This window comes from Pantoea sp. A4 (genome assembly GCF_000295955.2).
In the GTDB taxonomy this organism is placed as follows: Bacteria; Pseudomonadota; Gammaproteobacteria; order Enterobacterales; family Enterobacteriaceae; genus Pantoea; species Pantoea multigeneris.
This window is the reverse complement of sequence record NZ_ALXE01000068.1, coordinates 38,179-62,867: the sequence shown is the minus strand read 5'-3', so window position 1 is coordinate 62,867 and position 24,689 is coordinate 38,179. Positions and strand designations below refer to the sequence as shown.

Here is a 24,689-nt window from a genome sequence, read left to right as displayed (position 1 = left end):
CCAGGAGCAGACATGTTATCCGCCCACCGTTTTAAACCCGAGCACCACGGCCTGCTGCTAGCGTTGGCAGGCTGCGTCGTGCTGATTATTGGCATGGGCTATGGTCGCTTTGCCTATACCGGCATTCTTCCACGCATGTTGAGTGAAGGGGTGCTGACGCTGCATCAGGCCAACCTTGCCGCATCCGCCAACTATGCGGGCTATCTCGCGGGGGCACTTCTGTTGGCTAAGCTCCAGCCGCAGCGTGCCAGCCTGTTTTGCCGCCTGGCACTGCTCGGCACCATTGCCGCAATGGGATTACTGGCCGTGGTTTCATCGGCGGGTTGGATCATTACGATTCGTGGCCTGGCCGGGGTATTTAGTGCCTTCACGCTGGTAGCCGGTTCGCAATGGCTGCTCCAGCACATGAAACATATGCAAGGCGCACCGCTGCTGTTTTCTGGCGTAGGCGCGGGTATTTTTATTTCGGCAGAGCTTATCTCACTGGGTAAAGCGTTAACACTCTCCAGCTATACCCTGTGGGGCGTGTGTGCATTGAGTGCGCTGGTTCTGCTGGCGCTGGTGTTCCGGCTCTTTAGCAGCCCGGCGAATTTACTGACGACCACTGTGCAGCAGGGTTCGCAGCACAGCAGTGAGGGTGAAAACTCGCGTGAGGCCTACCGTCTGCTGGCGATTTACGGGCTGGCAGGGTTCGGCTACATCATTACCGCGACTTACCTGCCGCTGTTTTTGAGTGGCTCGCTGAAAGGGGTTGATCCGATTCAGATCTGGGCGGTATTCGGCCTGGCAGCCGTGCCCTCCTGTTTTATCTGGCACCGCCTGGTGGCACGCTTTAGCTACCGTCCCGCTTTTACCACCAACCTGCTGGTGCAGGCGGTGGGCGTCAGTTTACCGGCGTTCAGCCAGTCCCTGCTGATGTGCCTTGCCAGCGCACTGTTGGTAGGTTTCACCTTTATGGGGACGGTGACTATCGCCCTCTCAGCCGCACGTCGACTGGCGCATGTGGTGAATTTCAATATGATTGCCGCGATGACCGCACTGTATGGCATCGGGCAGATTGTCGGCCCGCTGCTCGCAGGCGCGTTATACAGCCTGTCTGGTTCATTTGCTTCTTCGCTGTTTAGCGCTGCGGCGGCTCTGTTTATTGCCGCGCTGCTGACTTTGCTGCCTCGCTCAGCAGATGGCGAAGCTGGTTGAAAGCGGGCGAACTGTAGCCATTACGCCATACCAGCCAGGTCATGGCGTTACACACCGGCAGGCTGTGCAGCGATTGTGGGTGCTGCATCAACGCTAATACGCTGGCGGGCAACAGGCAGACCGCGTTGCCGCCCGCCACGCAGGCCAGCATGGTGTGATAAGAACTGACTTCCTGCATCGACAGCGGGGCAGGTAAATACTGCTCCGCCAGCGCCCGGTAACTGCATCCGGCACGGAAGGTTGCCAGCGTAACGCCCTGCACCTCGCTGTAATCACCTATCCCCTGTAAGCTCACCGGCAGTAACAGCAGTAAAGCTTCATCAAATAACGGCAGCGCACTCAGTTCGGGTGGACACACCGGCGTGCCATCAGCGGCACGGGGCAGGGCCACCAGCGCACAATCCAGCTCCGCGTTAACCACTGCCGCCAGAGACTGTTGGGTGGGTTGGGTAGTCAGGGTGAGCTGCACGTCGGGAAAAGCCTTACTGAACGCCACCAGTGGCCCGGCCAGGCGGCTAGCCGCGGTACACTCCATCGACCCGAGGCGCAAAGTGCCCGCCGGATGCTGTGGGTGCAATGACTGACGCGCCTCTTCGGCTAACGCCAGCAGCTTTTTGGCATACTGCAAAAACTGTTTCCCTTCCGCAGACAGCCGTAGTTGTTTGCTTTCGCGTACAAACAGCGCCACGCCTAACTCTTCTTCTAGCTGCTGAATACGGGTGGTGATATTGGACTGTACGCGCCCCAGTAGCCTGGCCGCACGGGTAATACTCAGCTCCCCAGCCACCACGCAAAAAATTTCGAGTGAAGTATGGTTCATGTTTGATTCTCAAAATGGGAACGATGTTGAAGTTTACCTCTCACCAGGAGATTTTAGGGGCAGCAAATGGCGAAGTTCAAGCAGGAGTGTGTGATGCAATCTCTGTTAAGCGATCGATTAGGTGTGAAACTCCCGATTATTCAGGCACCGATGGCCGGTGTTGCCACCCCGCAGTTGGCGGCCGCTGTCAGTAATGCCGGTGCATTGGGGTCTCTCGGGCTGGGAGCCAGTACGGCAGAGCAGGCGGAGGCGCAGATCAAGGCAACCCAGGCACTGACGTCCCGTCCGTTTAACGTCAATCTGTTCTGTCATCAACCTGCACGACGTAACCCAACGCAAGAGCAGGCGTGGATCGCGCGTTTACAGCCAGAATTTACCCGTCTCAATGCTTCTCCCCCTGCGGCACTGTCGGAGATTTACACCAGTTTTAATCACCATGATGCGTTACTGGATGTGCTACTCAGAACTCGCCCAGCGGTGGTGAGTTTTCACTTTGGCCTCCCACCACAGGCGGTGATTGAAAAACTGAAAGCTCAGGGTATTGTGCTGCTCGCCACGGCGACCTCGCTGACAGAGGCACAACAGAGTGCTGCCAGCGGCATCGATGGCATTGTGGCACAGGGTTATGAAGCGGGTGGGCATCGTGGCATGTTCGATCCACAGCAGCCGGATCAACAGCTGAGTACGCTGGCGCTGGTGCAGATTCTGCATCAGGCCGTTGATCTCCCACTGATTGCGGCAGGCGGCATCATGACCAGCCAGGGCATTGCGGCCGCACTGCAATTGGGCGCTCAGGCCGCGCAGTTGGGGAGTGCTTTTTTACTCTGCCCGGAAGCCGCCAGCGATGCGACTTACCGTGAGATGATCCGCGCCAGTCACCCGGCCAGCACGGTGATGACGGCGGCAATCTCAGGCCGTCCAGCGCGCAGTCTGGAAAGCGCATTCACCCGTCAAACCCGCACCGCGACCGCCGAGGAGATCCCCGATTACCCGCTGACCTATGCGCTAGGCAAAGCGCTGGCGCAGGCGGCCAGTGCCCAGCAGGTCGCCGGGTATGGCGCTTACTGGGCCGGACAAGCGGTGGCCCTGGCGCAACCGCGCCCCGCCGCCGAACTGATCGGCCAGTGGGCTAAGGAGCTGATGCTGGTTGACTGAGCACATTCAAAGAAGGCTTGTTTCAATGGCTAAAATTGTTTCCATTGCTGCTCAAGAATTTTGAATATTCCTTTACCCGCTTTATCATTGATATTTAACTGATTGAAAACGTTTTTCCAGTTAGCCAGGGCATCTAAGGTTTGTTCAATGTATTCATCAGGTTTCAAAAATGGATAGGGTTTGCATAAATCGAGAATTGATTTGCGATTGGGCTTTCCTCTACCCGCATAAGCAGTAGTGTGTTCTCCCATACCTTCAGAGAAGGTTAAATCATATCCGGGAGCCAGACTCCAGTTGTCTTCCTCTGCTGTACGGCTGTCTGAGTTATACAGGAACGCGAAGTTTTTGCTGTGATCATCGTAATTGTGAGTTAGGGCATTAAAAACCATTAAGCGGGCCATTTTTTCCACATCCACCGCATTTTTTGTCAGCATATGGGTTAGCTTAAGCAGGTCGCTGTAATCCAGCGATGGTTCTCTAAAGTTGGCATAAGCTAAAGCACACGCGGTGATCATATGGCGCTTTCTGTTACCTACGCGATCAAAGCGTTTGGTGGCAAATATGCGCTCATTACGTTGGTCATTCTGAACTGGAATTTCAAGTAGCCGCGTTTCAGGCATTACGATGCCAGCCTGTCCAGCCATGATGGCATAAGCTTGCTCAATTGCTCCGGTTTCCCAAGGCTCATCCAGGGCTCGAAATTTGACTATCCAGTGATCAAAACCTTCAGGTAAGGATTCAAAAGCTGAGCTAGCCTGGTTACCTTCGCGTGAAATCGCTACGATCGCTTTAGGCCGGGCACCGCCGGGTGAGCCACCAGCCATACGTAATGATTGTAAGACTTCATTAGTCTGCCCAGATTGTATTTCAACGGAAGCTTCATAGAGTTCGGCCAGATTGATGTCATTACTATGTTCCCCATATTCGACAGTAGGGTGATACTCAAAAGCGCCCATTGCGCGCTCGCCTAGATAGGCTAAGCGATCCAGGGGGGTCAGCTTTCTCGCGGTGCCATCGCCAAAATGACTGTCAAAAAAGCGGTCCATTAACAGTAAGCCCCATCCATCTGGCAATGAATCAGCAAACGGTCCGTGTAATCCGCGAAACAGATTATCTTTGGCGAGCTGTGGCTTTTCCGTGAAATCCATGGTGAAAGGCGAAAGGTTAAAACCCTCTGCTAACCAGGATTTTGCATAGCTAAAATGGATGCCTGAGCCATCAATCTTCTGCAGTTTCCCTACTAAGATACCGTTCATAGAGACTTGCAGTGCCTGGGTTGATTTGAACATTAGCGCGTGCCCCGTTGACGATGACGGTTATTCAGCTCCTCAATGGTGCGTGGTGGTACGGATTGGAACAGTTGTGCCACTGGGGTAATTTCATCCAGCGCAATGGCCAGAAGGATGAGCGAACTCAGAGAAATGGTGCCTGAGGTCTCGAAACGTTTTATTGAAGACTCTGAAACACCTGAACGTTGTGCCAGTGTTTTCCGAGAGAGATTCTTTGCAAGTCGCAGTTTCAGTACGTTTTGTCCAATACCGCTGGCAATCTCTGTGGGGTTTGAGAACAAATGCATTAAATTTGCCATAACTGAACCTCAGTATACGAAACATCAAGAGGTCATTATAGACCTCTTATGGGCGATATTCGAATATTAGAGGTCTATTTTGACCTTTTAAAAAATAATTTAGTGATGAAAAAGAGCAGTTAGCCCAGTCGCAAGGTGATCTCAATATCTTCCGCCAGCGCCACGGTCATGTAGCCGGAAGCGGGGTTGCGTACGTAGTGCAGGTATTCCGGGCTGTGATCGGCATCGTCCGCGAGGATAATAGTGCCAGGGCGCAGCTTGTCTTCGAGCAGGCGCAGGATATCGAGATACAAGCCTTTTGCGCCATCCAGCAGCAGTAAATCAATCCCGGCGGGGACATCGTGGCTCAGGCTTTGCAGCGCATCCCCGGTGCGGATCTCGACTAAATCCGCCAGACCCGCCTGTTGCAGATGTGCAGTGGCTTTCGCGACTTTAGATGGCTCAAATTCCGTGGTGATCAGGCGGCCACCCCCGTTGTCGCGCAAGGCGGCAGCAAGGTGAATGGTCGAAACGCCAAATGAGGTGCCAAACTCCACTACGTTCTGCGCCCGGTTTGAGCGCGCTAACATATACAGCAACTTGCCCGTCTCACGGGATACGGCCAGCGGCATGTCACGCAGTGCGCTGTACAACTCAATGTAGGACGTTTTGCCTTGCATCATTTCCTGCCGCTGGTTTTTGTCCAGCTGGTGCCAAAAACGGCTGAGTTCGCTGTCCTGTTCCCAGGCGCTTTCAGAGGCGATCAGGAGCTGTTCTAACAGTGGAGCAACGGGTGCGGTAGTCAGGGTGTTCATGCGTATTTTCCAGCCTTTAAGGTGTGCGTTTGTGCTAGAGTCAGAATACGAATAATTCATCGCATTTAATAATCGCATTCCCGGAGACGTCGATGAGCCAGCGTGAAACCCCCTGTATTTCCTCACGAAAATCCCCTAAGCAGGCGCGATCAGCACGGCTGGTTGAGGCTATTTTGCAGGCAGCTACTCAGGTTTTACTGCAAGAAGGGATGCCGCGTTTTACCACGGCACGCGTAGCGGAACGGGCGGGTGTGAGTATCGGTTCGTTGTACCAGTATTTTCCCAACAAAGCCGCGCTGCTCTTTGCCTTACAAAGCGATGAGTGGCAGCAAAACGGCACACTATTACGTTCGATCCTGCTGGATGAAACGTTGCAACCCGAACAGCGGCTGCGGCAGCTGGTATTGACGTTTGTGCAGTCGGAGTATGACGAAGTGGCTCTGCGCAGCGCGTTGGAACATGCCGCCCCCTACTATCACGATGCGCCCGAAGTTCATCAGGCAAGAGATCGGGAGCAGGAAGCCATCGAACTGATGATGGCGCAGGTGCTGGCCGGGGTTGCAGGGGAAGAGCGGTTGCAGGTCGCCACCCTGATTTGGACCACGCTGACTTCGGTGGGGAAACGTCTGTCACAAACCGCCCGCTCACAGCAGGAGCTCAGTGACTACGCTGCCCGGCTGGCGGATATGTGCTGCGCTTATCGACTCAGTGCCATGAAACATCAATAAGCGGCTACTGGCGCTTTCAACCCGCTTTTCAACAATGTTATAACAGCCGCTTCCTGTTAAGAGATCCCGCCCATGAATTATCGCCAGCAACTGCTCAACTCCCTGCTGATCGCCCCGGCTTCGCGTGCGACGCTGGCACAGCAACTGGGTGTAACGCGTGCCTATATGACTCGCCTGAGCAGTGAACTGATTGCGCAGGGCACCATCGTCGAAGAGGGGGCGCAGGAGGGCGATTTTGGTCGTCCGCACATGCTACTGGCGCTGGCGCAAGGTCGTTACTACAGCATCAGTGTGATGGTGCGGGGCTATCGGTTGGAAGCCTACCTGTGTGATTACGCCTGCCCGACGGTCACGCTGGCGCAATGCGACCATGATTTTATCTCCGCGCAAAGTACTGCTGCGGTCCTCCACCAGCTAGAGCAGGTCATTGTTCAACTGACGGCTGCGGCACACGTCTCGCGCCAGCAGCTACGGCATGTCGGTATTGCGCTGCAAGGAGGGATTGAGCAGTTCAGTGGCGTGGTGCGGCGATGCCCGCTGTTCCAGGAAACTCAGATAGCGTTCAAGACACAACTGGGTGAGCAGATCGGCATAGATGTGGCGGTGATGAACATTGCCTGGTGCTCCAGCGTAATGATCCAGCGTGCTTTACCACAGCTGAACTCCTGGCTGGCGTTGCTGCCCGGCCTTGGCAGCCTGGGTTATGGCCTGTTCCTCAATGGATCGGTGGTTCTGGGGGATAACGGATACTACCCGGAGATCGTGCACCTGCCTTTTGCGGGCGGGATGGAAAAGGCTTTCCAGCCCCAGCAGGAGCAAAATGCACTGGAAGCGCTGTGTTTTGCCATCTGCTGTACCGCACCGGTTCATAACCTTCGTCACGTCGTGCTGGCGGGTGAGTTCTTTGAAAGTGCGCCTGACACGCTGATCCCGCAGCTGCGTCAACGTCTGGCACAGCACCCGCTTGAACAGATGAATACCCTGGACATCACCTGGCTACGACTAGGCCACAACCAGAGTTTGCAAGGCCTGTTAACCCTGAGCGCGGAAGCGGTTTCTGCCTGCCTAACCTGACTTTTTTGTGATCCCGTTAACAGCCTGATACAGCGCCGTTTACTTAATTAACTTTGTTAACTAAGTTGGTTTTGGGCGAGAAAAATCCTCCGGCCCGGACAAGGAAATCAACAGGGATAACGATAATGATCATGAAAAAAACCGCACTGGCACTGATGCTGGCGGGTATGACTTGCATGGCCCACGCAGAGCAACCGGCGGAAAAGGTTCTGCCCTATCAGGCCAAGCCACGGGTGTTTGTGCTGTCAGACATTGGTAATGAGCCCGACGATCAAATGTCGCTGACGCGCCTGCTGGTCTATAGCAATGAGCTGGACATTGAAGGGTTAGTGGCAACCACCTCCACCTGGCAAAAAAATACCGTCAGCCCGGACAAAATGCGGCTGGTGCTCAGCCACTACGCCGCAGTACAACCTAATCTGCTGAAACACGATCCCCACTTTCCCAGCGCTGCGACGTTGGAAGCGGTGATTGCAGCAGGTCAGCCGGGTTACGGCATGGCAGATGTAGGGCCGGGGAAAAGCTCGGTGGGAGCACAGCATTTACTGGCCGCCATTGAACGTTCTACTGACAGCAGCCGACCGCTGTTTATTGGCCTGTGGGGCGGTGCTAACACGCTGGCGCAGGCGCTGACCGATCTCTCCGCTAAGCTCCCGGCAAACCAGGTGACGGCACTGACGCAAAACCTGGTGGTGTATTCCATTTCCGACCAGGATGATGCGGGCTACTGGGTGCGCAGCCACTATCCTGCCATTACCTATATCGTCGATCCTTCCAGCCAGGATGGTAAAGACTATGCCCGCGCCACCTGGACCGGCATCAGCGGCGATCGCTACTACCGCAATGCACCGGGTGCTGATTTCACCACGGTGTCACAAGAGTGGCTGGAGAAAAATATCCGCAGTAAAGGGCCAATGGGCAAAGGTTACCTGCATTACGCCTTTATTATGGAAGGGGATACGCCTGCTTTCCTTGGTCTGATTCGTAACGGGTTGGATAGCGAAATGAACCCCGGCTGGGGCGGTTGGGGCGGGCGCTATATTCTGCGCCAGCCACAAAATGAGCCACATCCTGTCTGGACCAGCGGGGGTGACTTCTTCCCTGGCAATCCCAATGCCGCCGATACGGTGACCGGCAGTGATGGCAAAACCTACACCTCAAATCAGGCCAGCATCTGGCGCTGGCGCGAGGCTTTCCAGCATGATTTCGCGGCGCGCATGGACTGGACCATCAAAGACTATGCGTCCGCCAACCACAACCCTGTGGCGGTGGTGAATAACAGCACCGGACTGCAACCGCTGTGGATCAATGTCAAAGTCGGACAACACTTCACGTTGTCCGCTAAAGGCTCGCACGATCCGGATGGGAACCCGCTGAGCTATCGCTGGATTGCCTACCCGGAAGCGGCAGTGCAGGTGTCTAATCCTGCTTTGATCGCGGAACTGCAAGCCAGCCGCGATAAGGAGGCGCTGGAAGCCCCGGAGGTTCTGCACTACGCCAAAGACAGCGGTGAGCAAATCGACGTGCAGGCAAAACACAGCGGCACGGAACATGTGATTCTGGCCGTCACGGATAATGGCTCACCAAGCCTCACTAGCTATCGCCGTGTGATTGTGAAGGTGGAATGAGAAAATGCACAGCCTCCTGTTGGAGGCTGTGCGGTAAGTGCTTAAGGCAGGGCGTAAGCGACCACATAGTCGCCTTGTTTGGTACCAAAGCTGCCGTGGCCACCTGCGGCGGTGACAATATATTGCTTGCCGCCTTCGCTGTAGGTCATCGGTGTGGACTGGCCGCCAGCGGGCAGGCGATCGCTCCACAGCTCTTTACCAGTGGTGACGTCAAATGCCCGGATATAGTTATCCATTGTGGCGGTGAGGAAGGTCACGCCGCCAGCGGTGACCATGGTGCCGCCCAGCATTGGCATACCGACCTTAAACGGCAGGGGGAGCGGAGTGGCATCACGCGTGGTGCCGACGATGTGCTTCCACATAATTTGATGTGTACGCAGATCGATACCGGCAATATAACCCCAAGGTGGAGCCGGGCAAGGCAAGCCTACCGGTGACAGGAACGGATGCAGATCCACACCATAAGGCGTGCCATACATTGGCTGTACGCCAATCTCACTGCCTGGTGGATGCTCTGCATTGGGTGCCGCCGGATTTCCCGGCCCGCGTGGAATCAACTTCGACACAAACGGGAATGCCATTGGGTTAGCAATCGCAATCTGGCGCTGTGGATCAACCGCAATGCCGCCCCACTCAAACATCCCGACATCACCGGGGAACACCAGCGTGCCTTGCGTATTGGGTGGCGTGAACGGGCCATCGTAGCGCATCTGCTTGAACATAATGCGGCACGCCAGCTGGTCAAACATCGTGGCACCCCACATGTCTTTGTCCGTCAGCTTCTGCTTGGGTTGGAACGTCAGCTCCGAATAAGGCTGGGTTGGCGATGTGCGATCGCCAGGCGCTGCACCTTGCGGTACGGGGGTTTCTGGCGCGGGCACGATCAGCTTACCGTCGCGGCGATCCAGTACAAAGATGTTACCGGTTTTCGCTGGCGCATAGATCGCCGGGACGACGCCGTGATCGGTTTTCAGATCGACCAGGCTCGGCTGGGACGGCAGATCCATATCCCACAGATCGTGGTGAACGGTTTGATAAGACCAGACGCGTTTGCCGGTGGCAATCTGCAACGCTACCAGTGAACTGGTATAGCGCTCGCCCAGCGGCGTACGATTACCGCCCCAGATATCCGGCGTCGACATGCCCACCGGCACATACACCAGACCGAGTTTTTCATCGGCTGCCAGCAACGTCCACGAGTTAGGCGAATTCGGCGTGTAGTGATGGGTCGCAGAGGGCAGCGCATTTTCATCCGCCGCACCAGGGTCCCACGCCCACACCAGTTTGCCGGTGTAGACATCAAAACCACGCACGACACCAGAAGGCTCCTCGGTGGAGTAATTATCGGTGACGGCACCGGCCATGATGATCAGCTGGCGCGTGACCACGGGCGGTGAGGTTCCCTGATAGAAGCCCGGTGTTTTCACCGTCATGCCATCTTTCAGATCGATTTCACCGTTCTGGCCAAAGTTCTGGCAGCGCTGGCCGCTGTTGGCATCCAGCGCGAACATCCGACCGTCGTTGGTTGGCAGGATAATACGCTGCTGACATTCGGCAGGGGGTGTCGTGCCATCGCTGGCGCGTGCATCAGCCGGAGTCGCGTGATAAGAGACGCCGCGACAGGTGAGATGCTGCCAGGTGGGGTCATCTTTGACCTGAGGATCAAACGTCCAGAGTTGTTTGCCGGTGCTGGCATCCAGCGCAAACACCCGCTGATGTGGACTGCAAAGATAAACGGTATGTCCGACTTTTAGCGGCGTGACTTCAAACGTCGACTCCAGCGGATCGTTTTTGCCGATGATATCGCCCGTGCGGAAGGTCCAGGCGACTTTCAGCTTATCAACGTTTTGCGGCGTAATTTGTTTCAGGGGAGAGGAGTGCTCACCCGCCAGGGTGCGGCCATAGGCATGCCACTCGCCATCCGGCACTGCGGGATCTTGCTGCGCACTGCTCTCGCTGGCGGTGGCTTCGGGCAGCTTGCCTTCAATGTCGTTATGGGTAAACAGCAGTGAAACACCCAGCGTCAGTATGGCCAGCACCAGCGCACCCTGCAGTGGTTTTTGCGCTGGGCGCTGCTCCGCCGGGAGAGAACGCCAGGTGAATGGCAGCAGCAGCCACACGCCGAGCAGCACCAGAATATCGAGGCGGGGTGCCAGCAGGAAGAAACTAAAACCGACTTCGGCCAGCGCCCAAAGGGTGGTGCCAAACAAGATCAGACTAAACAGCAGGGTGGTGAGACGACTGGCGCGCCACAGTAAAACGCCATTTACCAGCAGTAAAATCCCTGCAACAAGGTAGTACCAGGAACCGCCCAGTACGGCAAGCCACAGGCCGCCACCGGCCAGCGCCAGCCCAAACAGCAGCACCACTACGGCGGAAATACGCAGTAGCAGGCTGGGGTGCGATGTATCAGGTATTGAAGAGTTCACGTTAGTTTCCTGAAAAAGGGGATCGGGAAGGCTGTCTGTATCTGAGGTTTCTTTACAAACAGTTAACGTAAATTACATATGGCGCGAAGGTTTTTCCAGATAAAACTTACTCGATAGTAAGTTTTAAGCATTTTATGCACGGTTTAGCGATCGCCAAAGCCGTGCCGATCCGGGCGGATCGTGACGATTGCACTCAGCGTGGCAGGCAAACTATGTTACTGTAATCGCTCATTTTTACCGCAGGCGCTGTTATGCAATCGAAAAAATCCTCGCTGACCAAAGGCGAAAAAACCCGCGAACGCTTACTGGAAGTGGCTGCCGATCTGTTTGCGGAAAAGCAGTTTCACGGCACACGTATCAGCGATATTGTGCAGGCCGCCGGGGTGACTCAGCCCAGCTTTTACAGCTATTTCCCCAGTAAAGAGGCGATCTACCAGCAGCTGATTGCTCGCTTTGATGAAGAGCTGGAAGAACTGGTGGTTTCGCTCCTGATTGATGCCGCTCTGCCGCGTGAAAATGTGCTCTCTAATCTGACGGAAAGCTTCCACCGCTACCTGACCTTCTTCACCAGTAATCGCAATCTGACCCGGATTAGCCTGTTCCAGCAGCCGCAGGACGCAGAAACGCGGCGCAAACTCCAGCGCTGGATCGCCCGTAATATGCGCATTGAGCAGGAAAGAGGTTTCTTCTCAGCCGAAGTGCCGGTGGAAGTGCTGGCGGGTTGTTACCTCGGTGTACTGCTGCAAACGCTGTTGCAGGAACCGCAAAGCGAGTCGCTGGCGGCAATCAGCCTTGAGCGCGGTAAATTTCTCTATGGTGGGCTGACATTCAAGCCATAACGCGCAGGTTAGCTAACAAAAGTTACTTGTAAGTAACATTTGTTAGGGGTAGTGATGTAGCGTAAATGTTTCATTTTGCGCAGCGAGATTAGCAGGGCCATCACCCTGCTAAGACGCGCTAAAAAAACGAGCCGCTATCAGGCGGAATGCGCCTGGCAAGCCTGTTCGTAGTAATCGATCTTATCCACTTTTGCGGTAGAGCCGCCGCCTTCAAACTCTGACGCCAGCCAGGCGTTAACGATCGTTTTCGCCAACTCTGGTCCCACCACGCGTGCGCCCATTGTCATGATCTGGGCATTATTACTTTTCCGCGCCCGCTCGGCGGAGAAGGTGTCATGGCACTGCGCTGCGCGTACGCCCGGCACTTTATTCGCAACAATCGCCACGCCAATCCCTGTGCCGCACAGCAGGATACCTCGCTCGTGATGACCCTCCTTCACTGCTGTCGCCAGCGCAAAAGCGACATCCGGGTACATCGGGCGGTCATTACGCGCATCATTGCTGTAATCCAGCACCTCGTACTGCTTCTCTTCCAGCTGCTTTTTAATCAGGTTTTTCAGCTCAATAGCTGCATCATCGGCACCAATTGCAATCGTTTTCATGATCTTCTCCACCAGTTTACAGGGTACAGCGGCCTGAACACCGCAGGCGGCTGAAGCTTCATTTTTAGCCTGCCACAAAACTGAGCATATGTTCAATATAGTTTCATTTGTTTTTTGTGGTCGTCGCTTTTTGTGGTCTGCGCCACTGTTTTTGTGGTGCATTTTTGCGGTCATTAGCGCTGTGAGCAGGGTTTATGAGGAAAAATCACCGGGTATGCGTCAGATCACAAATTTCAGGTTTGCATCTGTCAGATGTTCAATTATACATGTAGTGTTCATTTGTTCGTTATCAGTACACAAGAAGACCCGAGAGGACTCAATGATGCGTACAGCAGAACATCTTTCCGACACCACCATGGGATACGTACCCTGCGTACCCCTTGCTTATCCCCCACTTTTAAGCGAGGCCCGCCATGACATCACGCAATGAGCAAGACGTAGAACAGCGCACCATGCGCAAAATCAGCTGGCGGCTGGTGCCGTTTGTCGCGCTGATGTTCTTTATTAACTTTCTCGACCGCACTGCCATCTCTTTCGCTGGACCCAACGGCATGTCGGCAGATCTGGGATTAACCGCCTTGCAGTTTGGCCTCGCCTCTGGCCTGTTTTTCATCGGTTATATCCTGCTGGAAGTGCCTAGCAACCTGGCGTTGCATCGCTTTGGCGCACGCCGCTGGCTGGCGCGGATCATGGTGAGCTGGGGTATCGTCTCACTGCTGTTTGCCTGGGTGAGCAGCGTTGAGGGGCTCTATACCTTGCGCGTGCTGCTGGGTATTGCAGAAGCGGGGTTCTTTCCTGGCGCGATCCTTTATCTCAGCAGCTGGGTGCCCGCGCATCAGCGCAGCCGCATTCTTTCACTGTTCTACCTGGCGCAACCGCTGACCGTGGTGTTTGGTGCGCCGCTGGCGGCAGCGCTGATTGAACAGCATGGCCTGTTTGGCATGGCGGGCTGGCGCGTGATGTTCGTCGGCGTTTCCCTGCCTGCCATTGCACTCGGTATTTTGGCGCTGTTCTGGCTGGTGGATCGTCCACAGCAGGCGAAATGGCTGAATGATGAAGAGAAGCAGTGGCTTACACAGGCGCTGGAAGCGGAGCATGCGGCGAAAAGCCAGGCTGCCCACCACAGCGTACGCGGCATTATGCGTAACGGCCGCGTCTGGACGCTGTGCCTGATCTACTTCGGTTTTATCTATGGGCTGTACGCGCTCGCGTTCTTCCTGCCAACCATTATCGGCGGTTTCCAGCAGCAGTTCGGCACCACCTTCAACATCATGGAAAAAGGGGCTATTACCGGCGCGCCTTACCTGGTGGCTGCGGTGGTGATGGTGTTCTGGTCACGTGATGCGGCAAGACGTGGCTGTAAAACCTGGCACATCGCCCTGCCAGCGCTGGTGGGCGGTATCAGCGTCCCGCTCGCGCTCTACATGGATTCTCCGCTGGCTACCATGCTGGTTATCGCTGTCACGGCCAGCGCGATTTTTGCGGCGCTACCTAACTTCTGGACACTGCCTACCCAGTTCCTGAGCGGTGCGTCAGCGGCTGCGGCAATAGCGCTGATTAACACCCTCGGCAATGTCGCCGGATTCTCTGCGGGTTACATCACGGGGGCGTTACATGACGCAACAGGTGCCTACACCCTGCCGATGCTGGTGGTGGGTGGCTTTATGCTGCTCTCTGCACTGCTCATGCTGTGGCTCAATCGCCAGCGTTCCCAACCTCTGCCCGTCACCCCCTTTGTTCAGGAGCATTAATTATGACTTACCTGTTTAACCAACCCTCAGCGTTTGCGGCAGAACTGATTGAAGGATTTGTGGCGGCTAACGCCGATAAAGTCCGTCAGGTTCGGGGTGGCGTGGTGCGCAGTACTCGCAGCAAAGCAGGCACGGTCGCGATTGTCGTTGGCGGTGGATCGGGACATTACCCGGCGTTTGCAGGCCTGGTGGGTCAGGGTTTAGCGCACGGTGCGGCGATGGGCAACCTGTTCGCTTCGCCTTCTGCTCAGCAGATCTACAACGTGGCCGTGGCGGCGAATAATGGCGGTGGTGTACTGCTCGGATTTGGTAACTACGCAGGGGATGTACTGCACTTCGGCCAGGCCTGTGAGCGGCTGCGTGCTGATGGTATCCCGTGCGAGTTGCTCCCGGTGACGGATGATATCTCCAGCGCGAGCGTGAGCGAAATTGAGAAACGTCGCGGTGTTGCGGGGGATTTAGCGGTGTTCAAGGTTGCCAGCGCAGCGGCGGAAGCGGGCCACAATCTGGCGGAGGTCTTCCGTCTGGCGCAACACGCAAATCAGCGCACGCGTTCCTTTGGCGTGGCCTTTTCTGGCTGCACTTTGCCCGGCGCGACGCATCCGCTGTTTGAAGTGGAAAAGGGCCATATGGCGCTGGGCATGGGCATTCATGGTGAGCCAGGCATTAAGGATACGCTGGTCCCCCGTGCCGATGTGTTGGCCGAGATTTTCGTCGACAACCTGCTGAGTGAGCTGCCTGCCGGCGTTGCAGCGGCCAAGGGTCAGCGCGTAGCGGCCATCCTGAATGGCCTTGGATCTGTGAAGTATGAAGAGCTGTTTGTGGTTTACCGCCGGGTGGCACAACTGCTGGCAAGCGCCGGTGTGACGGTGGTAGAACCGGAAGTGGGTGAGTTTGTCACCAGCTTCAATATGGCGGGGGCTTCGCTCACGCTGATGTGGCTGGATGAGACATTAGAAACCTTATGGCACGCCCCGGCCAATGCACCTGCCTATCGCAAAGGGAGTGTGATTGTCGCGGAAGCCCATAGTCCGGCAGAGCGCGAAGAGCCAGTACAGGAGACGCTGCCTGAAGCCTCTGCCGTATCGCAACAGAGTGCGCAGCGAGTGCTGTTGCTACTGGAAGCCATGGCGCAGCAAATTCAGGCCAGTGCTGAAGAGTTAGGGCGGATTGATGCCGTTGCAGGCGATGGCGATCACGGCATTGGTATGGAGCGTGGTGTGCTGGGTGCCGTGGCTAAAGCCCGTGAGGTTGCCGCTCGCGGCGCGGGCGCAGGGACTTTGTTATGCCGTGCCGCTGATGCGTGGGCCGATCAGGCGGGCGGCACGTCTGGCGCACTGTGGGGGGTGGCATTAACCGCCATCGGCACTGCATTGGGCGATCAGTACGAGCCGGATGCCAGCCGCGTAGCCACTGGGGTGCGCCATGCGCGTGAAGGCATCATGCACTTTGGTAAAGCCCAGCCGGGCGATAAAACCATGGTGGATGTGCTGGTGCCGTTTAGTGACCATCTGAGCCAGGCGGTAGCGCAAGGTGCCAGCCTGAGCGATGCCTGGCAACAGGCGGCCACGGTGGCGCATGACGCGGCACAGGCGACGGCGCAGCTGTTACCCAAAATGGGCCGGGCACGTCCACTGGCGGAAAAAAGTCTCGGTACGCCGGACGCAGGAGCCATCTCACTGGCGCTGATTGTGAACACGGTTGGCAGTTTGCTGCACGACAAAACCCCGGTTTAAGGAGCAAGGGATGACACAACCTGTAATTTGGCTGGGCGTCAGCCTGAAAATGTACTTTGGCTATCAACAGACCCTGCAATGGTGCCGTGAAGTGGCAGCGCTAGCGCGCCAGCATCCGGCCATTCAGCAGGGCGAAGTCGGGCTATTTATCCTGCCTTCGTTCCCCGCGATCCCTGCGGTTGCAGAGATTTTTCATGGCACGCCAGTGCGTTTTGGCGGGCAGAACATCTGTCAGGCGGAAAACGGAGCCTGGACGGGGGAAGTCAGTGCCAGCACCCTACAGGAACTGGGCGGTACGCTGGCTGAGATCGGCCATGCCGAGCGTCGTCGTCACTTCAACGAAGATGCTACACAAATTGCGGCCAAGGTCGCACAAGCCCTGACGCATGGTTTAACGCCGGTTTTATGCATTGGCGAAGCGATGCCTGGCTCACCGGAGCAGGCGATTGCGCTCTGCCAGCAACAGTTTGCCGAAGCGCTGGCCCAGGCGGCCGCGCAGCAGTTGCAGGGTGAAATTCTGTTTGCCTATGAGCCGCAATGGGCGATTGGCGCACCGCAACCCGCCCCCGACAGCTACATTCGCGCGGTCTGCGCTGGCCTGCAACAACTGGCCACCCCGCCGGGTATTTCCCATCGGGTAATTTACGGTGGCAGCGCCGGACCGGGGCTGATTCAGCGCCTCGGAGGGGATGTGGATGGCCTGTTCCTCGGACGTTTTGCCCATGATACCGCCGCGCTTAAACGCATCATTGATGAAGCCAGTACCCTGGCACAGGCAGGTGCACTATGAGCCAGATCGGCCTCAGTACTTACGCCTTTTTCTGGCGCATGTCCGCACGGGTACCACAGCCTTTAACGCTGGCGCAGATGCTGGAGCAGACCGCCGCCCTCGATTTATCGCTGTTTCAGATTTGCGATTATCCCGGTCTGGAAAACTGGCGTGATGAGGAGCTGGATGCGCTGAAACAGCAGGCGGATCGCCTTGGCATCACGCTGGAGCTGGGTACACGTGGGCTGGAGAGTGAGCACCTGCGTCGCTATCTGCAACTGGCTGAACGGCTGGGTGCAAAAATTATTCGCTCGATGTTTAACAGCGCCACGCTGCGGCCTACCCCGGAGCAGGCCACAGAGCTGATTGCCGAAGTGCTGCCTGATTTTGCGCGCCAGCAGGTGAAGCTGTGCCTGGAAACCTATGAGCAGGTAAGCAGCACCACGCTGATGGCGGTGATCAACCGCTTCCTGTCACCCTGGCTGGCGGTGTGTCTCGATCCGGCCAACTGCGTTGCCGGGCTGGAGCTGCCCGCGCATGTGATTGCCAATACGGCGGCACGCGTTGGCAATCTGCATATCAAAGATTTTGCATTTACCCGACGCGATGGCTGGGTCGGTTTCACCTTTAGCGGTGCGCCTATGGGCAGTGGGTTACTGGACTATGACGCGATGATTGCGGCAGTGCGCCCGCAGGAGCGGGGGATTAGCCAGATTGTCGAACACTGGCTGCCCTGGCAGGAAGATGCCGTGACTACCTGCGAGCGTGAAGCCGAATGGACCGCCCGTACCGTCGAATTCTTACGTAGTAAACAGAATCAGGAGAAGTAACGATGAGCCAGATCAAAACCGTGAGCGTGATTGGTGCCGGTGGCAAAATGGGGATGCGTATCTCCGCCAATCTGCAACGCAGTGACTATCAGATGTTCTATTGTGAAAGTGCGCCACAAGGCCAGCAGCGCGTGGCGGCAGAAGGGCGTGAAATTTCGGACGCTAACAGCGTGGTCCCCCTGAGCGATGTGGTGATCCTGGCGGTACCCGATATCGTACTGGGCAAAGTCTCTGAAAGTGTGGTGCCACAGATGAAAAGCGGTGCCATCTTGCTGACCCTCGATCCCGCTGCGGCTTACGCCAACCTGATCGCCCAACGAGCGGATATTGAGTATGCCGTGGCGCACCCGTGCCATCCTTCCGTCTTCCTTGAGCGTTACACCAAAGAAGAGCACGCTGATGCTTTTGGCGGCGTCGCCGCGCTACAGCACGTTGCCGCCGCCTATGAGGCCGGTAGTGCAGAGCAGAAGGCCGAACTGAGCAACGTCATCAAAGTGATGTATGGCCCGGTAGAGCAGGTGCACTGGGTTACGGTCACGCAGCTTGCCTACCTCGAACCGACGCTGGTTGAAACCGTTGCCTGCATGGTGGGGGCGTTTATGAAAGAGGCGTTGGACGAAACGGTAAAACACAGCGGTGTACCGGAAGAAGCGGCCAAAGCGATGCTGTACGGCCATATTCAAATTGCGCTGGCGGTGGCTTTCCGCGCCACCAACCCATTCTCGGATGCCTGCATGATCGCCATGGAGTACGGGCGTGAGAAGATCGTTAAACCTGACTGGAAACAGATCTTCGACCAGAAAGAGCTGGATATTGTGATTGCCCGCATGTTGAAGATCGATGCTATTCGCCGCTAAAGCGTGACCCTCTCTGCGGCTCAGCGCCAATGCCTGGCGATATGAGCCGCATCAATGATATAACTCCTGTCCAGATAGGCCTGAACCTTTTCAGGCTGCCTGCCGCTGCCAGAAGGTAAAAGATGGATAAAAACACGCAATCTCAGGACTTTGAACTGCTGACAGAAATTGCAGTAGCCTACTATCAGGATGAGATCACCCAAGAGGAGATCGCGCGGAAATTTGGGATTTCGCGCATCAAAGTGGGTCGTTTGCTGAAGCGTGCGCGGGAAGAAGGGATCGTTGAGATCAACGTTCGCTATCACCCGGTGTTCAGTACCCGCCTGGAACAACAGCTGCTGGATCGTTTTCCCCAACTGCAACGCGCGCTGATTGCCCTCGATCTCCAGGATGGCGAAGAGCAGCGTCGTCAGGTCGCCGCGTTGGTGTCCGGCCATCTGGCACAGAACCTGAAAGACAACGCGATTGTCGCCGTGGGTCAGGGGCGCAATGTGGCTTCCGTTGCGGATTATCCAGGCCAGGTGCCTACGCGTAACTGCCACTTTATCTGTGGCATTGGCGGTACCCATCGCCCCGGCGATGCGATTAATGCCGACCATATCAGCCGCCGCCTGGCGAAAAAATTTGGTGGGATCAGCGAAAGCCTGTACGCACCGGCTTACGTGGAAAATCGCGCGTTAAAAGACGCGTTTATGCAGAATGGCACGATTAAAGAGACGCTGGATCGCGCACGTAAAGCCGATATCGCACTGGTCGGCATCGGCGATATGAACGAAAACAGCTACATGGTGAAGCTGGGCTGGTTTACCCCGCATGAAATCATTGATGCCAGTCTGAATCAGGGTGTCACCGGGGATATTGCGGGCTATGACTTCTTTAATGCCCAGGGCCAGCATGTGGATACGGTGATGAACGACAGAGTGATTGGCCTGAGCATTGATGAGCTGCGCAAAATTCCCTGCGTGATTGCCATCGCTTCAGAAAACACCAAAGCGATGGCAATCCTCGGTGCGTTGCGCACCGGCGCGATTGATATCATCGCCACCACCGCGCAGAACATCCGTACTATCCTCAATATGACCCAATAGTCAGCTCGCACACGGCACAGGCTTCCAGGGTAAAAATGGTGCCGCCTAGCGGGCGCTGTTTTTCCCGGTAGCCGTAGCTGTCCAGCGACCAGCTTTGTTGTACCGATCCCTCCGGCAGGGGGATCGTCACCGCACGATCGTTGAGGTTGGCGATCAGCCAGATCGGATCTTGCTCACCGTTTTCGATCACGATCGCCACCGCGCCTTGTTGCGGCGTCTCTGCTCTCCAGCGTTGGCCCGCATGGGCTGCAAACCAGCGCACCACATACCAGGCGGGCCAGCGTGTCAGGTTACTGCTCAACAACGGCTGCAAGCCAAGGGAGCCGCACAGCGCCGCCGGACACCAGTGGCTGACCTCCGCATCGACAATCCCCGCCATATAGCCCACCAGATAGCTGGCAAAAAACAGGCCGCGATGACGCACATCTTCATGGGTCATGGTTAACCGCCGCTGCTGCGGATTCGCATAAACGTGGCTGCCGTAAGGGTTGCTGCGCATGCTGATCATCGACGGGCCGAGATAGTAGGGCATCTGACGACCGATAAACGATCGCGTTGTGGCGGTGATGTAAGGCAGTGATTCCAGCGTTTGCACCACTGAGCGGTCATCTGCATTGTGCACAATCGGGCAGGTGGCGTGGGTGATGAAATCGGTCAGGCCGAGCGGTGGGCGTTTGCGGTTCAGCTCCGTGAAGTAACTTAGCATCCCTCCACCGAGCGAGCAGTCAGGAAACAGTTCCCGCGTGGTGCGGTAGATTGCCTCCAGAGCGGGTGTCCAGGGCCATTCACTCCCTGGCGGGGTTGAGGTCATATCGGGGGCGGGAGAAGGGATCAGCGCGTCGGGCTGCAAGTGCGCCTCGGCCAACTGCTGTTGTAATAACGCCAGTGCAGGACGGAAATCTTCTCCTTGCCGCACCGGTAATACGTACTCCAGCAGCAGTGGTAGCTGACTCTGTCGCTTAATCCATGCCAGGGTTGCCAGCCAGTGTGGGCTATTTTGCTCAGGGTTATAGTGCGCGAGCAGATGCTGAGGCCGTAGCGCTGCAAGTGCATCCACTACGTGCGACGGCTCTTCGCACTGCGCCTCCGTCAGCAGCAGGCCGGTAGCGGGCAGAGTATTGTGCGCATCCAGGGGATGAAGTGCGGGTAAGGCTTTACTGGCCGGGCTGATAGCCGTAACGGACAGTGAAACTGACTGGGTTAGCGCCTCCTCAGCGGCTAGCCGGTAGGGCCACGGCAGGGCCAGCGGGCGGGAATAAACTTTGTAGGAGCCATCCGACCAGGCGCGCTGATCTTCCATCTCAAATACTTCACCCGCGTACCCGGTGTTCACCAGCCAGCCCGCAGCGTGTTGATAGCGCAACTGTGCGATGTGCTGGAACGGCTGCCAGGGTTCAATCAGCAGAGGAAAGTGGGCGTGAGTGACTGAGCCATCGGTGCCTGTTACCGCCACTGGCGAGCCTGCGACGCCTTGCAGCGGATAGAGCACGGTAATGCCGCTTCGGGCCGTTTCCATGGCGCGATCCGGGCAGGCGCTGGCCGAGTAGCGCAGTTGGTTATCACGCGTCAGGACCAGCTCGCGCACTATGGTCAGCTTGCAGCCGTTTTCCGTATGGCAGTGGCTAGTGCCACGCCATGTCAGGCTCTGTGCGGTGCGGGTAAGCGTGGGATGCAGGTGCTGCTGCGGCCAGGTGCCCCAGTTTGCATCTCGTACCACATAGCCAATGGCGCGGACTATCTCGGTCCCGGCAAAGCAGATATTTTTAATGTCGCCTGCCACCAGTTCAAAACTCCAGTCGCCAAAGCGAATGGTTTCACCTTTTTCCGGCAGCTCACGCGTGCCGTAGCGCAGCAAGAGATCATCCATTGCGTGGCTCCTGCGCTGCAAATCCGGCATCTATGTCCTGGCCGGGTTCGATATGCTTCAGACGTAGCGTCAGCCAGGTACCCAGCGAGCCAAGCACTGCCACGATGATCCAGGTGGCTGAGGGGCTATTCAGACTGGAAGCCAGCGTCCACAGGGCACTGCCGAGCATAAAGCCCAGCACCATCATGGCAGAAAGAATGCCGATGGCGGTGCCGCGCACGTGGGTAGGGAAGCTTTCACTCTGATAGACATAGCCCGCCGCTGCCCAGATGCCGTTGGTCAGTTGGAAAATCAGGAAATAGAGCAGCACCACCAGCCAGAACTGGGTCGACCACAGCAGCAGCAGACAGAGTGGGGCAACAGACAGCGCGGCAAAGGTAATCACTTTTTTACGACCAATTTTTTCGCCGATCCAACCGCCGAGAATATAGAAGAAGAAACCGAGAATGCCGCACCACAGCATCAGTTCGCTGGCCTGATGGCCGCTAAAGTCTTTGCGCTCGGTTAGCCACCAGGTGATGTAAAAGTTGGTCGCAACATAGCTAATGCCGTAGGAAATCCAGCATAGCCCCATAGTGATCAACCGGTTACGCAGAAGAGGCGAGGTGAGCAGGATCCGCAGCGGATTAATGTCGGCCTCCTTGTGCTGTAGCTTTTCACTTTCGAAGCGGTGGGACTCGCGAATAAACACCCGGCCAATAATCACGGCAGCGATAGGCAGTGCGCCAAACAGAAACACCGTGCGCCAACCGTGATCGCCAAACAGCATATACACGCCCGAAGCGAGGAAGACCCCAAGCGGGTAGCCCCCCTGAACAATCGAGTAGAGCAAACCCCGATTTTTCGCCGGAAGCTGTTCGTTAACCAGGGTGATTGACACGGCCAGTTCGGCGTAAGCCAGCCCGGAAGCCAGCGCCCGCACCGCCACCAGTTGCCAGAAATCCTGCACAAAATAGGTCATGCCGGTGAATAGCGCAGTGCCGCACAGGCACACCATCCACAGCAGCTTGCGGCCGACGCGATCCATGCTGTAACCCACCAGGAGCGTAATGATGAACTGCGCACCATAGACAAAGGTGCCGAGAATGCCGAGCATCTGCTCGTTGATCCGCAGTTCGCGAGCGATGTCCGGTAGCGCCAGCACCAGCAGGTTGACGTCATAAGACGCCAGCGACCAGCCGATACAGGCAATAATAATCAGATAGATCGTGTAAAAGCGTTCCTGTCCTGCCGATTTACTGGCGTCGATACCGTATTCCACTGTCGCCTCCTCGTTCCGCTGGTTGAGTCTGTTTTGCAAAGTGCGGGTGCCTTCAGCGGTAAATGCCAATCGACACCACTAAACAAACGAACACTAATAGAACAAAAGATACAGGGCGAAAATGGTTGCAGATAGCAAATAAAGGCATAACAGAGAGCTAAGTCACTAATTATTTCTTAACCTGGCGTTGACTACGATTTAACATATGATTTTATTTAGATCATATGTTCATCAAATTTACATCCTACTTTGTGGTTTCTGCGGGGTTAAGCAGATCGCGCACATTCACCAGCGCGTTCCGTACAGCGGCTCCGCCCGCGTAGAACAGCAGTTGCAGGATGGTTTCAATGATTTGCTCACGCGTGGCACCGGCATTCAGCGCGGCCTGCGTATGTGCGCGCAGTTGCGGCACGGTGTGGCCGAGCGTGACGCAGGAAGCGATCACCACCAACTCCCGCGTCAGGTGGTCTAAACCACTCCGCGACAAGATCCCGCCCATCGCCCACTCAATAGAGATGTCGGTGAAATCAGGGCATAACCCGGCCATATCCTCTTCCAGCGCCTGACCGGCTCCGCTGCCATACAGGGCGTTAAACAGCGCCATCCCGCGCTGACGTAGTTCAGGATTTGAAATCATTTTTGGCTCCTCAAAAGGTGAAGCCTGATTTAAATTGAAAACGCTGAATGGATAAACGCCGTTTTGTTTGCATCATCTACAAGCCACACTAGGTAATCATGGATAAATTACAGAGCATGAGCGTGTTCGTCCGGGTGGTCGAGCAGGGCAGTTTTACGGCGGCGGCAGAAACACTGCGCCTGAGTGGAACGATGATAGGTTTGCATATTAAGGGGCTGGAGCAGCATCTCGGCACGCGTTTGCTCAATCGCACCACGCGCCGCCAAAGTCTTACGGCATTTGGTCAGGAGTATTATCAACGTTGTCGCCAAATTCTGGCGGATATTGACGATGCAGAGTCAGCGGCGTTGAACCTGCAACAGTCAGCGCGAGGCCACCTTAAGGTGGCTTGTCCGGTCTCCTTAGGCGTACACGTGCTCACGCCCCTGTTGGCACAGTTCCTGACGCAGTGGCCCGAGGTTACGGTGGATTTAGTGTTAAGTGACCGGGTGCTGGATATGGCGGATGAAGGCATTGATGTGCGCATTCATATCGGCCCTCTGGAGCAGATGAACTCGCTGGTCGCACGGCCATTACCGGTGTATCGCTCGCTGGTGTGCGCGTCACCGGCTTATCTGGAGCGTGCCGGTGTTCCGGCCTCACCCCATGAATTGCAGCAGCATCGTTGCCTGGGGTTCGCCCATCCCAGTGCGGGCCATGAGTGGGGATTTGAACAGCACGGTCGGGCGGTTAAAGTGCCGGTGAATCTGGTCATGGCAATCAATAATGGCGAGGCCTTACGCCAGGCTGCATTGAAGGGGTTGGGGATTATTATGCAGCCGGAAGTCCTGCTGGCTGAGGACGTTCAGGCAGGCAAGCTGAGAGTACTACTCCCGGACTGCACGCCACCCGCCATGCCGGTGCATATTCTCACCTTTGCCGACCGGCAGCAGTTACCTAAAATCCGCCTGCTGGTGGCCTTTTTGCTGGAGCAGATGCAGGCAGGGTTCCAGCTTTAACCGCCATTGTAGTGGAGGGCGAACAGCACTATTGAGAGAAA

22 protein-coding genes are annotated in these 24,689 nt (G+C 56.4%); 13 read left to right on the top strand and 9 right to left on the bottom strand.

Annotation, left to right across the window (positions count from 1 at the left end; all coding sequences use genetic code 11):
* Positions 1-12 precede the first annotated feature (12 nt).
* Complete coding sequence (locus B880_RS25500; RefSeq protein ID WP_017349870.1) at positions 13-1,197, top strand: YbfB/YjiJ family MFS transporter; 1,185 nt, start codon at positions 13-15, stop codon at positions 1,195-1,197.
* Here the strand turns inward: B880_RS25500 and B880_RS0123300 are convergent.
* A complete protein-coding gene (locus B880_RS0123300) occupies positions 1,142-2,017 on the bottom strand; it encodes a LysR family transcriptional regulator (RefSeq protein WP_017349869.1) in 876 nt (291 codons plus the stop codon). The genes B880_RS25500 and B880_RS0123300 overlap by 56 nt on opposite strands.
* 93 nt (positions 2,018-2,110) lie before the next feature.
* Between B880_RS0123300 and B880_RS0123295 the strand changes: the two genes are divergently transcribed.
* Positions 2,111-3,172 carry an NAD(P)H-dependent flavin oxidoreductase gene (locus B880_RS0123295; RefSeq protein WP_017349868.1) on the top strand — a complete coding sequence of 354 codons (1,062 nt, stop codon included), beginning with the start codon at positions 2,111-2,113 and terminating at the stop codon, positions 3,170-3,172.
* 29 nt (positions 3,173-3,201) lie between these two features.
* Here B880_RS0123295 and B880_RS0123290 read toward each other — a convergent pair whose 3' ends face one another.
* From B880_RS0123290 to B880_RS0123280, 3 genes are all read right to left on the bottom strand, one after another.
* The gene (locus B880_RS0123290) at positions 3,202-4,461 is read right to left on the bottom strand and encodes a type II toxin-antitoxin system HipA family toxin (protein WP_017349867.1); all 1,260 of its coding nucleotides are present in this window, start codon (positions 4,459-4,461) and stop codon (positions 3,202-3,204) included.
* The gene (locus B880_RS0123285) at positions 4,461-4,760 is read right to left on the bottom strand and encodes a helix-turn-helix domain-containing protein (RefSeq protein ID WP_017349866.1); all 300 of its coding nucleotides are present in this window, start codon (positions 4,758-4,760) and stop codon (positions 4,461-4,463) included. The genes B880_RS0123290 and B880_RS0123285 overlap by 1 nt, the downstream gene beginning before the upstream one ends.
* 119 nt (positions 4,761-4,879) lie before the next feature.
* Positions 4,880-5,554, bottom strand: a complete 675-nt coding sequence (locus B880_RS0123280) for an O-methyltransferase (RefSeq protein WP_017349865.1) — start codon at positions 5,552-5,554, stop codon at positions 4,880-4,882.
* 92 nt (positions 5,555-5,646) lie between these two features.
* Between B880_RS0123280 and B880_RS0123275 the strand changes: the two genes are divergently transcribed.
* The 3 genes from B880_RS0123275 (at position 5,647) to B880_RS0123265 (ending at position 8,984) form a co-directional block, all read left to right on the top strand.
* Positions 5,647-6,282, top strand: a complete 636-nt coding sequence (locus B880_RS0123275; protein WP_017349864.1) for a TetR family transcriptional regulator — start codon at positions 5,647-5,649, stop codon at positions 6,280-6,282.
* 72 nt (positions 6,283-6,354) lie between these two features.
* Positions 6,355-7,356 (top strand): ROK family protein, encoded by a 1,002-nt coding sequence (locus B880_RS0123270; RefSeq protein ID WP_017349863.1) that lies wholly within the window; start codon positions 6,355-6,357, stop codon positions 7,354-7,356.
* Positions 7,357-7,481: 125 nt separating this feature from the next.
* On the top strand, positions 7,482-8,984 hold the full coding sequence (locus B880_RS0123265) for a nucleoside hydrolase-like domain-containing protein (RefSeq protein WP_017349862.1): 1,503 nt from the start codon (positions 7,482-7,484) through the stop codon (positions 8,982-8,984).
* Positions 8,985-9,025: 41 nt separating this feature from the next.
* Here the strand turns inward: B880_RS0123265 and B880_RS0123260 are convergent, their stop codons facing one another.
* Positions 9,026-11,413 carry a membrane-bound PQQ-dependent dehydrogenase, glucose/quinate/shikimate family gene (locus B880_RS0123260; protein WP_017349861.1) on the bottom strand — a complete coding sequence of 796 codons (2,388 nt, stop codon included), beginning with the start codon at positions 11,411-11,413 and terminating at the stop codon, positions 9,026-9,028.
* 251 nt (positions 11,414-11,664) lie between these two features.
* On the opposite strand from B880_RS0123260, the gene B880_RS25495 reads away from it, so the two are divergent.
* On the top strand, positions 11,665-12,252 hold the full coding sequence (locus B880_RS25495; RefSeq protein ID WP_017349860.1) for a TetR/AcrR family transcriptional regulator: 588 nt from the start codon (positions 11,665-11,667) through the stop codon (positions 12,250-12,252).
* A gap of 137 nt (positions 12,253-12,389) precedes the next feature.
* On the opposite strand, the gene rpiB is transcribed toward B880_RS25495, so the two are convergent.
* Entirely contained in the window at positions 12,390-12,854 is a 465-nt protein-coding gene (gene rpiB / locus B880_RS0123250) for a ribose 5-phosphate isomerase B (protein WP_026042865.1), read from the bottom strand.
* 413 nt (positions 12,855-13,267) lie between these two features.
* On the opposite strand from rpiB, the gene B880_RS0123245 reads away from it, so the two are divergent.
* The 6 genes from B880_RS0123245 to B880_RS0123220 all read left to right on the top strand — a co-directional run bounded on the left by B880_RS0123245 (position 13,268) and on the right by B880_RS0123220 (position 19,885).
* Entirely contained in the window at positions 13,268-14,605 is a 1,338-nt protein-coding gene (locus B880_RS0123245) for an MFS transporter (RefSeq protein ID WP_017349858.1), read from the top strand.
* 2 nt (positions 14,606-14,607) lie between these two features.
* Positions 14,608-16,341, top strand: coding sequence for a dihydroxyacetone kinase family protein (locus B880_RS0123240; protein ID WP_017349857.1), 1,734 nt, complete (start codon positions 14,608-14,610; stop codon positions 16,339-16,341).
* Between the two features lie 10 nt (positions 16,342-16,351).
* A complete protein-coding gene (locus B880_RS0123235; RefSeq protein ID WP_017349856.1) occupies positions 16,352-17,131 on the top strand; it encodes a triose-phosphate isomerase family protein in 780 nt (259 codons plus the stop codon).
* A complete protein-coding gene (locus B880_RS0123230) occupies positions 17,128-17,940 on the top strand; it encodes a sugar phosphate isomerase/epimerase family protein (protein WP_017349855.1) in 813 nt (270 codons plus the stop codon). The genes B880_RS0123235 and B880_RS0123230 overlap by 4 nt, the downstream gene beginning before the upstream one ends.
* Before the next feature lie 2 nt (positions 17,941-17,942).
* Entirely contained in the window at positions 17,943-18,797 is an 855-nt protein-coding gene (locus B880_RS0123225; RefSeq protein ID WP_017349854.1) for a phosphogluconate dehydrogenase C-terminal domain-containing protein, read from the top strand.
* Positions 18,798-18,919: 122 nt separating this feature from the next.
* The gene (locus B880_RS0123220; RefSeq protein ID WP_017349853.1) at positions 18,920-19,885 is read left to right on the top strand and encodes a sugar-binding transcriptional regulator; all 966 of its coding nucleotides are present in this window, start codon (positions 18,920-18,922) and stop codon (positions 19,883-19,885) included.
* Here the strand turns inward: B880_RS0123220 and B880_RS25490 are convergent.
* From B880_RS25490 to B880_RS0123205, 3 genes are all read right to left on the bottom strand, one after another.
* Complete coding sequence (locus B880_RS25490; RefSeq protein ID WP_017349852.1) at positions 19,869-21,752, bottom strand: hypothetical protein; 1,884 nt, start codon at positions 21,750-21,752, stop codon at positions 19,869-19,871. The two genes, B880_RS0123220 and B880_RS25490, sit on opposite strands and share 17 nt — an antisense overlap.
* The gene (locus B880_RS0123210) at positions 21,745-23,013 is read right to left on the bottom strand and encodes an MFS transporter (RefSeq protein ID WP_017349851.1); all 1,269 of its coding nucleotides are present in this window, start codon (positions 23,011-23,013) and stop codon (positions 21,745-21,747) included. Before B880_RS0123210 ends, B880_RS25490 begins: the two co-directional genes overlap by 8 nt.
* Positions 23,014-23,257: 244 nt before the next feature.
* On the bottom strand, positions 23,258-23,650 hold the full coding sequence (locus tag B880_RS0123205) for a carboxymuconolactone decarboxylase family protein (protein WP_017349850.1): 393 nt from the start codon (positions 23,648-23,650) through the stop codon (positions 23,258-23,260).
* A 98-nt stretch (positions 23,651-23,748) separates the two neighbouring features.
* Between B880_RS0123205 and B880_RS0123200 the strand changes: the two genes are divergently transcribed.
* On the top strand, positions 23,749-24,648 hold the full coding sequence (locus B880_RS0123200; protein WP_017349849.1) for a LysR substrate-binding domain-containing protein: 900 nt from the start codon (positions 23,749-23,751) through the stop codon (positions 24,646-24,648).
* Positions 24,649-24,689: the final 41 nt, after the last annotated feature.

Bases quoted from the DNA above. Each gene is read 5' to 3' on its own strand.
- B880_RS25500 (WP_017349870.1), top strand. From the start codon at position 13: ATGTTATCCGCCCACCGTTTTAAACCCGAGCACCACGGCCTGCTGCTA.
- B880_RS0123300 (WP_017349869.1), bottom strand. From the start codon at position 2,017: ATGAACCATACTTCACTCGAAATTTTTTGCGTGGTGGCTGGGGAGCTG.
- B880_RS0123295 (WP_017349868.1), top strand. From the start codon at position 2,111: ATGCAATCTCTGTTAAGCGATCGATTAGGTGTGAAACTCCCGATTATT.
- B880_RS0123290 (WP_017349867.1), bottom strand. From the start codon at position 4,461: ATGTTCAAATCAACCCAGGCACTGCAAGTCTCTATGAACGGTATCTTA.
- B880_RS0123285 (WP_017349866.1), bottom strand. From the start codon at position 4,760: ATGGCAAATTTAATGCATTTGTTCTCAAACCCCACAGAGATTGCCAGC.
- B880_RS0123280 (WP_017349865.1), bottom strand. From the start codon at position 5,554: ATGAACACCCTGACTACCGCACCCGTTGCTCCACTGTTAGAACAGCTC.
- B880_RS0123275 (WP_017349864.1), top strand. From the start codon at position 5,647: ATGAGCCAGCGTGAAACCCCCTGTATTTCCTCACGAAAATCCCCTAAG.
- B880_RS0123270 (WP_017349863.1), top strand. From the start codon at position 6,355: ATGAATTATCGCCAGCAACTGCTCAACTCCCTGCTGATCGCCCCGGCT.
- B880_RS0123265 (WP_017349862.1), top strand. From the start codon at position 7,482: ATGATCATGAAAAAAACCGCACTGGCACTGATGCTGGCGGGTATGACT.
- B880_RS25495 (WP_017349860.1), top strand. From the start codon at position 11,665: ATGCAATCGAAAAAATCCTCGCTGACCAAAGGCGAAAAAACCCGCGAA.
- rpiB (WP_026042865.1), bottom strand. From the start codon at position 12,854: ATGAAAACGATTGCAATTGGTGCCGATGATGCAGCTATTGAGCTGAAA.
- B880_RS0123245 (WP_017349858.1), top strand. From the start codon at position 13,268: ATGACATCACGCAATGAGCAAGACGTAGAACAGCGCACCATGCGCAAA.
- B880_RS0123240 (WP_017349857.1), top strand. From the start codon at position 14,608: ATGACTTACCTGTTTAACCAACCCTCAGCGTTTGCGGCAGAACTGATT.
- B880_RS0123235 (WP_017349856.1), top strand. From the start codon at position 16,352: ATGACACAACCTGTAATTTGGCTGGGCGTCAGCCTGAAAATGTACTTT.
- B880_RS0123230 (WP_017349855.1), top strand. From the start codon at position 17,128: ATGAGCCAGATCGGCCTCAGTACTTACGCCTTTTTCTGGCGCATGTCC.
- B880_RS0123225 (WP_017349854.1), top strand. From the start codon at position 17,943: ATGAGCCAGATCAAAACCGTGAGCGTGATTGGTGCCGGTGGCAAAATG.
- B880_RS0123220 (WP_017349853.1), top strand. From the start codon at position 18,920: ATGGATAAAAACACGCAATCTCAGGACTTTGAACTGCTGACAGAAATT.
- B880_RS25490 (WP_017349852.1), bottom strand. From the start codon at position 21,752: ATGGATGATCTCTTGCTGCGCTACGGCACGCGTGAGCTGCCGGAAAAA.
- B880_RS0123205 (WP_017349850.1), bottom strand. From the start codon at position 23,650: ATGATTTCAAATCCTGAACTACGTCAGCGCGGGATGGCGCTGTTTAAC.
- B880_RS0123200 (WP_017349849.1), top strand. From the start codon at position 23,749: ATGGATAAATTACAGAGCATGAGCGTGTTCGTCCGGGTGGTCGAGCAG.